11 protein-coding genes are annotated in these 12,121 nt (G+C 68.4%); 10 read left to right on the top strand and 1 reads right to left on the bottom strand.

Going from position 1 to position 12,121, the window contains the following annotated elements:
* Positions 1-112 precede the first annotated feature (112 nt).
* On the top strand, positions 113-1,693 hold the full coding sequence (locus V9K99_RS28800; RefSeq protein ID WP_337011693.1) for an acyl-CoA mutase large subunit family protein: 1,581 nt from the start codon (positions 113-115) through the stop codon (positions 1,691-1,693).
* A gap of 4 nt (positions 1,694-1,697) precedes the next feature.
* Here the strand turns inward: V9K99_RS28800 and V9K99_RS28805 are convergent, their stop codons facing one another.
* Positions 1,698-2,885, bottom strand: coding sequence for an amidohydrolase (locus V9K99_RS28805; protein WP_337011691.1), 1,188 nt, complete (start codon positions 2,883-2,885; stop codon positions 1,698-1,700).
* A gap of 234 nt (positions 2,886-3,119) precedes the next feature.
* Between V9K99_RS28805 and V9K99_RS28810 the strand changes: the two genes are divergently transcribed.
* From V9K99_RS28810 to V9K99_RS28850, 9 genes are all read left to right on the top strand, one after another.
* A complete protein-coding gene (locus V9K99_RS28810) occupies positions 3,120-4,178 on the top strand; it encodes a BMP family lipoprotein (RefSeq protein WP_337011689.1) in 1,059 nt (352 codons plus the stop codon).
* Positions 4,179-4,296: 118 nt separating this feature from the next.
* On the top strand, positions 4,297-5,808 hold the full coding sequence (locus tag V9K99_RS28815) for an ABC transporter ATP-binding protein (protein WP_337011687.1): 1,512 nt from the start codon (positions 4,297-4,299) through the stop codon (positions 5,806-5,808).
* A complete protein-coding gene (locus V9K99_RS28820; protein ID WP_337011685.1) occupies positions 5,808-6,917 on the top strand; it encodes an ABC transporter permease in 1,110 nt (369 codons plus the stop codon). Before V9K99_RS28815 ends, V9K99_RS28820 begins: the two co-directional genes overlap by 1 nt.
* Positions 6,914-8,176, top strand: a complete 1,263-nt coding sequence (locus tag V9K99_RS28825; RefSeq protein WP_337011683.1) for an ABC transporter permease — start codon at positions 6,914-6,916, stop codon at positions 8,174-8,176. Before V9K99_RS28820 ends, V9K99_RS28825 begins: the two co-directional genes overlap by 4 nt.
* 4 nt (positions 8,177-8,180) lie before the next feature.
* Positions 8,181-8,582, top strand: coding sequence for a cytidine deaminase (locus tag V9K99_RS28830; protein ID WP_337011681.1), 402 nt, complete (start codon positions 8,181-8,183; stop codon positions 8,580-8,582).
* Positions 8,579-9,856: a thymidine phosphorylase gene (locus V9K99_RS28835; RefSeq protein WP_337011679.1), complete on the top strand. Its 1,278-nt coding sequence runs from the start codon at positions 8,579-8,581 to the stop codon at positions 9,854-9,856. Before V9K99_RS28830 ends, V9K99_RS28835 begins: the two co-directional genes overlap by 4 nt.
* Before the next feature lie 120 nt (positions 9,857-9,976).
* On the top strand, positions 9,977-10,609 hold the full coding sequence (locus tag V9K99_RS28840) for a hypothetical protein (protein WP_337011677.1): 633 nt from the start codon (positions 9,977-9,979) through the stop codon (positions 10,607-10,609).
* Positions 10,603-11,574 carry a hypothetical protein gene (locus V9K99_RS28845; RefSeq protein WP_337011675.1) on the top strand — a complete coding sequence of 324 codons (972 nt, stop codon included), beginning with the start codon at positions 10,603-10,605 and terminating at the stop codon, positions 11,572-11,574. Before V9K99_RS28840 ends, V9K99_RS28845 begins: the two co-directional genes overlap by 7 nt.
* 100 nt (positions 11,575-11,674) lie before the next feature.
* Positions 11,675-12,118 (top strand): hypothetical protein, encoded by a 444-nt coding sequence (locus V9K99_RS28850; RefSeq protein ID WP_337011673.1) that lies wholly within the window; start codon positions 11,675-11,677, stop codon positions 12,116-12,118.
* The last annotated feature ends 3 nt before the right edge of the window (positions 12,119-12,121 follow it).

Genomic DNA, 12,121 nt, shown 5'->3' on the forward strand with positions numbered 1-12,121 from the left:
TCCTTCCAAGGTGTGAGGAGCGCGAATGTATCCCACGGCTGTGCTGGAGCCCACACCGATGGCGTGCGCTGGTGCATACCAGTGCGGGGGTGGTTCGGCCTACCGTGGGGGGATGAGTCATCGGAGTGAGTCGGGGTTCGAGTTCGCGCCGGTGTACGGGCCGGAGGTGCTGGCCGGGTTCGAGCCGGACGCCAAGCTGGGTGAGCCGGGGCGGTACCCGTTCACCCGCGGGGTCTACCCGACGATGTACACCGAGCGGCCGTGGACCATGCGCCAGTACGCCGGTTTCGGTACGGCGGCCGAGTCGAACCAGCGGTATCACCAGCTGATCGACCACGGCACCATGGGCCTGTCGGTCGCCTTCGACCTGCCCACCCAGATGGGGTACGACTCCGACGCCCCGATCGCGCACGGCGAGGTCGGCAAGGTCGGAGTGGCGATCGACTCGATCGACGACATGCGGGTCCTGTTCGACAAGATCCCGCTGGACCAGGTGTCCACCTCGATGACGATCAACGCGCCCGGATCGGTGCTCCTGCTGCTCTACCAACTGGTCGCCGAGGAGCAGGGCGTGGCCGGTGACAAGCTCACCGGCACGATCCAGAACGACGTACTGAAGGAGTACATCGCCCGCGGCACCTACATCTATCCGCCGAAGGAGTCGCTGCGGCTGATCAGCGACATCTTCGCCTACTGCCAGGCGGAACTGCCGCGCTGGAACACGATCTCGATCTCCGGCTACCACATGGCCGAGGCCGGGGCGACGCCCGCGCAGGAGATCGCCTTCACGCTGGCGAACGGGATCGAGTACGTCCGGGCCGCGGTCGCCTCCGGGCTGGACGTGGACGAGTTCGCACCGCGGCTGTCGTTCTTCTTCGTCGCCCGGACCACGCTGCTGGAGGAGGTGGCGAAGTTCCGCGCCGCCCGCCGGATCTGGGCCCAGGTGATGCGGGACGAGTTCGGCGCGAAGAACCCGAAGTCGCTGATGCTGCGGTTCCACACCCAGACCGCCGGCGTGCAGCTCACCGCGCAGCAGCCCGAGGTGAATCTCGTCCGGGTTGCGATCCAGGGCCTGGCCGCCGTACTGGGTGGAACGCAGTCACTGCACACCAACTCGTACGACGAAGCGATCGCGCTGCCCACCGAGAAGGCGGCCCGGCTGGCGCTGCGGACCCAGCAGGTGCTCGCCTACGAGACCGACATCACCGCGACGGTCGACCCGTTCGCCGGTTCGTACGTGGTCGAGTCACTCACCGACGAGGTGGAGGCGGCCGCGCTCGAGCTGATGGAGCAGGTCCAGGAGTACGGCGGTGCGGTCGCGGCGATCGAGAAGGGCTTCCAGAAGCAGGAGATCGAGCGATCGGCGTACCTGATCGCGCAGGAGATCGACTCGGCCGAGCGGGTCGTGGTCGGGATGAACAAGTTCAAGATCGCCGAGGAGGAGCCGTACGAGCCGCTCCGGGTGAACCCGGCGATCGAGGCCCAGCAGATGGAGCGGCTGGCCAAACTGCGGGCCGAGCGGGACCAGGCGGCGGTGGACGAGGCGCTGGCCGAACTGCAGGCGGCGGCGCGTGGGTCGGAGAACTGCCTTTACCCGATGAAGAAGGCCCTGCTGGCACGCGCCACCGTGGGAGAGGTGTGCAACGCCCTGCGCGACGTCTGGGGCGTGTACGTGCCGGCCGACACCTTCTGATCCTTCAGTCCAGCAGGGCGCAGGACGCCAGCACCGTCATCCCGACGGCGATGGCGTCCTCGTCCGGGTCGAAGCCCGGCGTATGCAGATCCGCGGCGTTGTCCACACCGGCCGGGCGGACACCCAGCCGGGCCATCGCTCCTGGCACGTGCTCGAGGTACCAGGCGAAGTCCTCGCCGCCCAGGCTCTGATCGGTCGGCGCCACCGCCTCGCGCCCCATCGACAGCTCGGTGGCGCGCTGCAGCACACCAATCGCATCCGGATCGTTTATCACCGGCGGCACGCCGTGCGTCACCTCGGTGCTGACCTCGACGCCGTACGGGGAGATCAACTGCGCGGCCAGGCTCGGGATGAGGTCAGCGGCGAGCCTCCAGACGTTCGCGTCGAGGCACCGCAGGGTGCCCTCTGCCTCGCCGCGGGACGGGATCGCGTTGGCCGCCGAGCCGGCCGTGATCCGGCCCCAGACCAGCGACAAGCCGGCCCGAGGATCGACCCGGCGGGACAGGGCCGCCGGCATCTCGGTGACCAGGGTGGCGAGGGCATAGACGAGATCGCCGGTCAGGTGCGGCCGTGACGTGTGTCCGCCGTCGCCGGTCAGCCGGACGAGAACGCGGTCGGCCGCTGCGGTCAACGCGCCGATCCGGAGACCGACCTGCCCGACCGGCAATCGGGGATCACAGTGCAGGCCGTAGATCCGCCGTACGCTTTCCATCCCACCCGCCGCGATCACACCGAGTGCGCCACCGGGCATCACTTCCTCGGCCGGCTGGAAGATCAGCCGGACGCGGTGGGTCAGCAGGCCTTCGGCCGCCATCCGCGCGAGCACCACCGCGGCGCCCAGCAGGATCGCGGTGTGCATGTCGTGGCCGCAGGCGTGCGCCACACCTTCGTGGGTGGAGCGAAAAGGGGAGTCGACACCGTCCGTCACCGGCAGGGCGTCGATGTCGGCCCGGAGAGCGACGCAGGTGTCGCCGGAACCGATGTCGCAGATCAGGCCGGTGCCCGTCGGCAGCACCTGCGGGGACAGCCCGGCCGCGACCAGCCGCTGCCGGATCAGCTCGGTCGTCCGCACCTCGTGCCAGCCGAGCTCCGGGTAGGCGTGCAGGTCGCGACGGATCGTCACGATCTCGTCCCGGACCTCGGCGACACGGCTCTGCAGGTCGCTGAGCAGCACCTGCTGCGAAATCGTCATGGCGGCGATTCTCGCATCGCCGCCGCGAGACGCCGGTCCCAGGCTCCGAGACCGGACCGATCCGGTCAACCACAGCTCACCCGGCGCGTTGGTGTTCTGGCTGAGCGTCACGGCGGAAACTACGATTGAGTAACGAGCATTTCAGTCACGCATTGTCAGTGGCTGGGGGGTCTTGCCGGGTCTATCGTGTCGCTGCGAACGCCTGCACGGGGCGATCTGGATCGAGGAGGCATCTTGCGGCACACGACGAAGCTGGCGGCTCTCGCCGTCACCGTGGCGCTGGTGGTGGCGGGCTGCGCGAAGAAGGAACAACCCGGTGGTGCCGCCGCCAGTGACGAGCTGTGCGCAGACAAGTCGGGGGCGGGTCCCAAGATCGGTCTGGCCTATGACATCGGCGGTCGTGGTGACCACTCCTTCAACGACCTCGCCGCGGCGGGTGTGAAGAAGGCTCTGGAGGACCTTGACGCCACTTGTGAGGAGTCCGAGGCGGCGCTCGACGAGCCCGACTCCACCAAGGAGGAGCGGCTGCGCACGCTGGCCGAGGCCGGCTACAACCCCGTCATCGGGGTGGGCTACGTCTACACCGAAGAGGTCAACAAGGTCGCCAAGGAGTACCCGAACATCAAGTTCGCCGTGGTCGACGGATTCGCCGAGGGCGCGAACATCACCAACCTGGTGTTCTCGGTCGAGCAGGGCTCGTTCCTGGTCGGTGTCGCCGCGGCGCTGAAGACGAAGACCAAGAAGGTCGGCTTCATCGGCGGCGTCCGGGGCCCGATCATCGACCCGTTCGCGGCCGGCTACAAGGCCGGGGTGGCCGCGGTCGACCCGACCATCAAGGTCGACATGAAGTGGCTGTCAGACACTGCCGACGCGAAGGCGTTCGCGAACCCGGCCGGTGCCAAGACCGCCGCGACCGCGCTGTACGACGGTGGTGACGACGTGGTCTTCCACGCCTCCGGCCTGTCCGGTGGTGGGCTGTTCGACACCGTCGCCACGAAGCCGGACGGTGTCTGGGCGATCGGCGTCGATGCCGACCAGTACCAGACCGCGACCGCGGACCAGCAGAAGCACATCCTGACCTCGTCGCTGAAGAAGGTCGACGTTGCCGTCTTCGACTACGTCAAGATGGTCAAGGACGGCACCTCCAAGGCCGGCTACGACCTCTACGACATCAAGCGTGACGGTGTCGGGTACGCCACCAGCGGCGGGCACATCGACGACATCACCGCCAAGATCGACGAGTACAAGGCGAAGCTGGTCTCCGGTGAGCTCAAGGCGCCGTCGAAACTCTGACGACTGAAACCCTCGGGCTCGGGCCGGTGACGCGGTAGCGTGCTGGCCCGGGCCCGAAGCTCGTCCCGGCGACAACGGGGTCGCCGCAGGAGATCTGGGAGCGTGTGACATCAACACCATGACTCAGACGATGGCCGTCCGGCTGAGGGGAATCGGCAAGAGTTTTCCCGGTGTGGTGGCCAACCACGACGTCGACATCGACGTGCGGAGCGGAACCGTGCACGCCCTGGTGGGCGAGAACGGCGCCGGCAAGTCGACGTTGATGAAGATCCTGTACGGCGTGCAGAAGCCGGACGAGGGCACCATCGAGATCAACGGCGAACAAGTCGTCCTGCACTCGCCGGCCGATGCCATCAAGCAGAGCGTCGGGATGGTGTTCCAGCACTTCATGCTGGCCGACAACCTGACCGTGGTGGAGAACGTCGTCCTCGGCGCCGAGAAGCTGTACGGCATCGGCGACCGGGCCCGGGCCAGGATCAAGGAACTCTCCGACGCCTACGGCTTCGGCCTCTCGCCCGACGACCTGGTCGAGGACCTCGGTGTGGGCCAGCGGCAACGGATCGAGATCCTCAAGGTCCTGTACCGCGGCGCCAAGATCATCATCCTGGACGAGCCGACCGCCGTACTGGTGCCGCAGGAGGTCGACGCGCTGTTCGGCAACCTGCGCGAGCTCAAGGCGGAGGGCTACACGCTGCTGTTCATCTCGCACAAGCTCGACGAGGTGCTCGCGGTCGCCGACGACGTCACCGTGATGCGGCGCGGTACCACGGTCGCCTCGGTGCACCCGAAAGACATCACTGCCCGCCAGTTGGCCGAGCTGATGGTGGGCTCGGAGTTGCCGTCGCCTAGCACGGAGGAGTCGACCGTCACCGAGGACGTCCAGCTCACGCTCGAGAACGTGACGCTGGCCGGTGCCGGCGACCGCGCTCTGCTGGACGACATTTCGCTGCGCATCCACCGCGGTGAGGTGCTCGGGATCGCCGGTGTCGAGGGCAACGGCCAGACCGAGCTGGTCGAGCTGATCATGGGGATGCGGCCGGCCACCTCCGGGCGGGTCCTGCTGGTCGACAAGGACATCACCGGCTGGAGTACGGCGGACCGCCGCAACGCCGGTATCGGGTACATCCCCGAGGACCGCCACCGGCACGGCCTGCTGCTGGACTTCCCGCTCTGGGAGAACCGGATCCTCGGCCACCAGGACCGGTCGCCGAGCGTCCGCGGACCGTGGATCCACAAGGCCGGCGCCCGCAAGGACAGCGACCGTATCGTCGAGCAGTACGACGTCCGGACGCCGTCGATCGAAACCACCGCCCGGGCGCTGTCCGGCGGTAACCAGCAGAAGTTCATCGTCGGCCGGGAGATGAGCGGCGATCCGGTGCTGCTGATCGCGTCCCATCCGACCCGGGGCGTGGACGTCGGCGCCCAGGCCGCGATCTGGGACCACATCCGGGAGGCGCGGCGCCAGGGGCTGGCGGTGCTGCTGATCTCCGCCGACCTGGACGAGCTGATCGGCCTGTCGGACCAGATCCAGGTGATCCTGCGCGGCAAGCTGGTCGGCGAGTTCGACCCTGACACGGTCACCCCGGAGCAGCTCGGCTCCGCCATGACCGGGGCCGGAGAAGAGGAGTGATGGGCAAGCTGGACCTGCGCAGGATCGGGCTGGCGCTCGCCGCCCCGGTGCTCGCCATCATCGCCGCGCTGCTGATCACCTGTGTGATCCTGCTGGTCGCCGGCAGTTCGGTCTCGGGCTTCCTCAGCACGATCTTCTCGGCGCCGGCCGAACGCAACGTCATCAACATCCTGAACAACGCGTCGATCCTGTACCTGTCCGGCCTGGCGGCCGCGATCGGGTTCCGGATGAACCTGTTCAACATCGGCGTCGAGGGGCAGTACCGGGTGGCGGTCTTCGCCGCCGCGGTGTTCGCCGCGCAGGGCTGGTTGCCGGGTCCGCTCAACGTGGCCGTCGCCATCATCCTGGCGATGGTGGTCGGCGCGGTGTGGGCCTCCATCGCCGGTCTGCTGAAGGTCACTCGCGGGGTCAGCGAGGTGATCTCGACGATCATGCTGAACGCGATCGCCGTCTCGCTCACGGCGTACCTGCTCCGCAAGGTCGGTGTGTCGACGGGCAGCAACCTGGCCACCGAGGAGATCCCGAAGGACAGCTGGGTGCCCGGCATCCCGTTGTTGCCGGGGGCACCGAACGACCTGCTCGGCCTGTCCTTGCTGGCGGTCCTCGCCGGCATCGGGTACGCCGTCCTGCTGAACCGGTCGAAGTTCGGCTTCAACCTCCGGGCCACCGGTACGTCGGCCAGCGCGGCCGTTGCCAGCGGCATCGACGTCCGCCGGATGGTGGTCACGTCGATGGTGATCTCGGGTGCGGTGGCCGGCCTGATCGGACTGCCGCTGCTGTTCGGCAGCTCGCACAGCTACGGCACCACGTTCCAGGCTGGGATCGGCTTCGCCGGGATCGCGGTCGCGCTGCTCGGCCGCAACAACCCGATCGGCATCGCGTTCGGCGCGCTGCTGTTCTCCTATCTCACCGAGCAGAGCAACCTGCTCGAGATCAACGCGCAGGTCTCGCCGGACATCGTGGCGATCAGCCAGGGTGTCATCGTGCTCGCCGTCGTCATCGCCTACGAGGTGGTACGGCGGTACCGGAACGCGCTGGAGCAGCGGCAGGTGGCGGCGGAACTCAGTAGCTCGGCTCCGGCCGAGGCGACCTCGGAGGCGACCCGATGACGATGGCTCCCGAAGAGCTCCGGCCGGCCGGAGCCCCGTCCGAGGGACTCGTACCGCGCCGCCGGATCAGCATCTGGATCTGGCTGCTGATCGGCCTGGCGCTGCTGTCCGCGGTCCGGGTGCTGACCGGTGCCCACGAGGTCGACTCGGCCGGCACCATGCGCGAGGCCGTCAACGCCTCGGTCCCGATCGCCCTCGCGGCGCTGGCCGGTCTGTGGTCGGAGCGGGCCGGTGTGGTCAACATCGGCCTCGAGGGCATGATGATCCTCGGCACCATCGGCGCCGGGTACTTCGGCTACTGGTACGGACCCTGGACCGGCATCGTCGGCGCGATGATCTTCGGCATGATCGGCGCCGCGCTGCACGCGCTGGCGACGGTGACGTTCGGCGTCGACCACATCGTCTCCGGCGTCGCCATCAACATCATCGCGCTCGGCGCCGCCGCCTTCCTGGCGGACACCTGGTTCTCCGGTCTGCAGGGCGGCGGCCCGACCCAGTCACCGCCGCTCGACGCCCCGCTGTCGATCACGATCCCCGGGGTCTCGGACGCGATGATGGACCTGCAGGACAAGCACTGGTTCATCGTCTCCGACCTCGCCTCGATCGTCGCCGCGGTGACCACCGGACTGTCGACCATGACGATCCTGGCGATCGTGCTGATCGTCGGCAGCGCCCTGCTCTTGTGGCGTACGGCGTTCGGCCTGCGGCTGCGGTCCTGCGGTGAGAGCCCGGTGGCGGCCGAGACCCTGGGCGTCAACGTCTACCGCTACAAGTTCATCGCCGTCCTGACGTCGGGTGCGATCGCCGGCGCCGGTGGAGCGTTCATCGCGCTGGTCTCGTCCGGGATCTACCAGAACGGGCAGACCGGTGGGCGTGGGTACATCGGCCTGGCCGCGATGATCTTCGGCAACTGGCGACCGGCCGGCCTGGTGATGGGCTCGGCGCTGTTCGGCTACACCGACGCGCTGCAGTTGCGGGCCGGCGGTGAGGCGGTGCACGCGCTGCTGATCATCGTCACGATCATCCTGCTGGGTGTCGCCGTCCTGCAGTACCGCCGGGGACTCAAGATCGCCGCCACCAGTTCGCTGGTGATCGCGATCGCCTTCGCCGTCTGGTTCTTCACCACCGACGAGGTTCCGGCCGACTTCACCCGGATGACGCCGTACGTGACGACCATCCTGGTGCTCGGGCTGGCCGCACAGCGGCTGCGGATGCCTGCCGCCGACGGAGTCAGATACCGACGTGGTCAGGCGGGTTAGCGCCGTGCCTTCGACCGTCGACTGGCCGGCCCTACGGTCGGCTGCGGTCGAGGCGATGGGTCGGGCCTATGCGCCGTACTCCCACTTCCCGGTCGGTGCCGCGGCGCTCGTCGACGACGGGCGGGTCGTGACCGGGTGCAACGTCGAGAATGCGTCGTACGGTCTGGGACTGTGTGCCGAGTGCGGACTCGTGTCGGAGCTGATGAACACTGGTGGCGGGCGGCTGGTGGCGTTCACCTGTGTGGACGGCCACGGTGACCTGCTGACGCCGTGTGGCCGGTGCCGCCAGTTGTTGCACGAGCACGGCGGTCCCGAACTGTTGCTCGAGACAACGACGGGGAGCCGGCCGTTGGGCGAACTCCTTCCGGACGCGTTCGGGCCGGAGTTTCTGAAGGAGGAGAAGTGAGCTTCGACGCCGTCGACGTGATCCGCACCAAGCGGGACCAGGGTGAGCTGAGCGACGGTCAGATCGACTGGGTGATCGACGCCTACACCCGCGGCGACGTCGCCGACGAGCAGATGTCCGCGCTGGCGATGGCTATCCTGCTGAACGGGATGAACCGGCGCGAGATCGCCCGCTGGACCGCGGCGATGATCGCCTCCGGTGAGCGGATGGACTTCGCCGGGCTGTCCCGGCCGACCGCGGACAAGCACTCCACCGGCGGCGTCGGCGACAAGATCACGTTGCCGTTGGCCCCGGTGGTGGCCGCCTGCGGCGTCGCCGTACCGCAGCTGTCCGGACGCGGCCTCGGCCACACCGGCGGCACGCTGGACAAGCTCGAGTCGATCCCGGGCTGGCGGGCCACGCTGTCCAACGACGAGCTGATGCGCCAGTTGGAGGACGTCGGCGCGGTGATCTGCGCCGCCGGTGACGGGCTCGCGCCGGCCGACAAGAAGCTCTACGCGCTGCGGGACGTGACTGGCACGGTCGAGGCGATCCCGCTGATCGCCAGCTCGATCATGAGCAAGAAGATCGCCGAGGGGACCGGCGCACTGGTGCTGGACGTGAAGGTCGGTTCCGGCGCCTTCATGAAGGACCTGGCCGACGCCCGTGAACTGGCCGAGACGATGGTTGCGCTCGGCACCGACGCCGGCGTGAAGACCGTTGCCCTGCTCACCGACATGTCCGTCCCGCTCGGACTGACCGCCGGCAACGCGCTGGAGGTGCGCGAGTCGGTCGAGGTGCTGGCCGGCGGCGGACCGGCCGATGTGGTCGAGCTCACCGTCGCCCTGGCCGCGGAGATGCTGGCTGCCGCGGGGGTGACCGATGTCGACCCGGCCGAGAAGCTTCGCGACGGTACGGCGATGGACGCCTGGCGGGCGATGATCGCGGCCCAGGGCGGCGACCCGTCTGCCGAACTCCCGGTCGCGCCCGAGCAACACGTCGTACCAGCGCCTTCCTCGGGAGTCCTGTCGAAGCTGGACGCCCTGGCCGTCGGCGTCGCCGCCTGGCGCCTCGGCGCCGGCCGGGCCCGCAAGGAGGACCCGGTCTCCCCGGTCGCCGGCGTCGAGCTGCACGCCAAGCCCGGTGATCAGGTGGTCGCCGGGCAGCCCCTGATGACGCTCCACACTGACGACCCAACCCGCTTCGAGCGCGCCCTGGAGTCCCTGACCGACGCGGTCGACGTCTCAACGTCGTACCAGCCGAGCCCTTTGGTGATCGACCGCATCACAGCCTGACTCGGGTCACACGTGGTCGAGGTGCAGGCTGTGGCGCGATGACTCAGTGACTACTGTGAGTAGTTTGAACCCCTGACGCGGTACCGTGTGCGGACTCGTACCGGATTCTCGGAGGTGTTCGTGGCCCGCGCACGTCTCGCCGCGCTGTTGGTGGCGCCGCTCGCTTTCGGCCTGACGGCCTGCGGCGGTGACGACACCGGCGGCCTGCCGACCGTGAGTTCGGCACCGACCGAGTCCTCGAGCAGCACGCCGGCGACGTCGGCCACGCCGACCGTGGCCCCGACGACGGCGCCGGCCAGCACGACGCAGAAGTACGGCGCGTTGACGCTCGTGATCAACCACAAGCCGACGCCGCCGGCCAACGCGACGCTTGTGCTGCAGGCGTACGACGAGTTCGAGCAAAGCTCCAACAAGGCGCAGGCGACGAACGTCGAGGACCAGGTTCTCGCCAGACGAGCCACTGGGGCGGCGCTGCAATACATTCGCGACGCGTTGAAGGAGCAGAAGGCCGCGAAGGAACGCACCGGCGGCCAGATCACGGTGACCACCAAGGTCGCCAAGATCGGCTCCGGGGTCGCCGGACTCGACACCTGCTACGACCAGTCGAAGTCCACCCTGATCCGTGCCGACGGGACGAGCTACCGAGATTCCGTACTCAAGCAATATCCGCGCCTGAAGGTGAGCGTGATCCTCGTGAACATCAGTGGGATCTGGAAGGTTTCGGAGTACAACGTGAAGAGTGAGGCATGCTGACCCGGCGGGTGGCGCTGCTGGCCACCCTGGCACTGGCTGTACCTGGAGCCCTCGCGACTGCGACGCCGGCTCAGGCCAAGCGCGGCCCCGGCAACCCGACACCGGACACGTCCGGCGGCACCATCAGCATCACGGTCACCGGGACCGGCGTCCGCGGTGGTTCCGACGGCACCGGAGGCGGCACCCGGACGGTCTCGACCCCGGTTCCTTGCACCTACATCCAGTCGATGACCGGCAAGGAGTACTACGAGTACGTCAAGGGCGGCGGTCCGATGGGCCGCGACGTCGACGGCAACCCGTTCGAGCCGTACCCGGGCTATGAGCAGTACAAGGACGACGACAAGGGTCACTGGTACGGCGGGATGTGTTCGTCCGCGAACTTCGACGGCAACCTCGACGAGTTCTTCGACTTTGCCGACAAGTGGTTCGACGAGCACAAGGGTGTGTATGTCGAGGCCGGCGGCACGCCGCCGATCCCACCGGTCCCGCCGGAGATCCTGCGGAACGTGGCCTTCGACGAGTTGACCGTGCCGGCCCCGACGCTGGACTGGAACCCGAAGCACAACGGTGACGCCGCCACCCTGGTCAACCTGGACACCTGGGTCTGGCTGACCGACCGCCGGGAGGATCTGTATGTCCGCGCGTCCGTCGACACCATGGCCGGACCAGTCTGGGCGCAGGTGGACGCGAAGCTGACCGGCATGACGGTCTCGGCGCCGAACGCGGACACGGTCGAGTGCCCGGGCGGCGGCGTTCCGTACTCCGCCGGCGCGACCGGCGAGTGCGCCCTCACGTTCTTCAAGGCCAGCCCTGGCGGCGGCACCAGCCCGGTCACGGCCAAGACCAACTGGTCCACGACCTGGATCTCGTCCACCACCGCCCGGCAAGCCACCCCCGAGCAACTCGACCCGCCCCCCGCCACCACCAACATCCGCGTCATCGAGGTCCAGGTCCCGAACCGCTGACGGGCCGTCGTACCCCGGTTGTCCAGGTCAGGACCCTGAGATCTGGTACAACCGGGGGATGGTGAAGACATGGGGGACCATTGGCTGCGGGGTGGTCTTGATGGCGAGCCTTGCCGCCTGTACGGGGGGACCGTCGCTGTCCGAGCTGGGTTCTCGGCTGCAGAAGGACGGGTCCGCCCTGCTCGACGGGGCGGCCGACAGCGAGGGCGCTGACGGAGTCAAGCCCACGGTCACCGATGACGGGACCAAGGACGTGGCGTGTCCGGACGGCAAGGTGAGGCGGGTCTACGCCGGCTCGTTCCCGTTCAAGCCCAACAGCGACGTCGACACCACCTTCGACCTGGCCTTCAAGTCCGTGCTCGGACAGCTCGACAACGAGCGCTACGAGCTCACCAAGCCGCCGGACTCCGACGACCTGACCCGCCGGGAATTCGTTGCTACCAGCAAGGACGACGACGGCGGGATCACGCTGACGGTCACCTTCACCGCGAACTCCGCGCCGACCTTCGCGCTGCGCGGCGAGACGAAGTGCGTGGACAGCTGACCG

It is taken from the genome of Kribbella sp. CCNWLW201 (assembly GCF_037203805.1).
GTDB lineage: Bacteria > Actinomycetota > Actinomycetes > Propionibacteriales > Kribbellaceae > Kribbella.

Coding starts and splice junctions, on each gene's coding strand:
- V9K99_RS28850 (WP_337011673.1), top strand. CDS start 11,675: ATGGCGAGCCTTGCCGCCTGTACGGGGGGACCGTCGCTGTCCGAGCTG.
- V9K99_RS28820 (WP_337011685.1), top strand. CDS start 5,808: ATGGGCAAGCTGGACCTGCGCAGGATCGGGCTGGCGCTCGCCGCCCCG.
- V9K99_RS28815 (WP_337011687.1), top strand. CDS start 4,297: ATGACTCAGACGATGGCCGTCCGGCTGAGGGGAATCGGCAAGAGTTTT.
- V9K99_RS28845 (WP_337011675.1), top strand. CDS start 10,603: ATGCTGACCCGGCGGGTGGCGCTGCTGGCCACCCTGGCACTGGCTGTA.
- V9K99_RS28825 (WP_337011683.1), top strand. CDS start 6,914: ATGACGATGGCTCCCGAAGAGCTCCGGCCGGCCGGAGCCCCGTCCGAG.
- V9K99_RS28800 (WP_337011693.1), top strand. CDS start 113: ATGAGTCATCGGAGTGAGTCGGGGTTCGAGTTCGCGCCGGTGTACGGG.
- V9K99_RS28805 (WP_337011691.1), bottom strand. CDS start 2,885: ATGACGATTTCGCAGCAGGTGCTGCTCAGCGACCTGCAGAGCCGTGTC.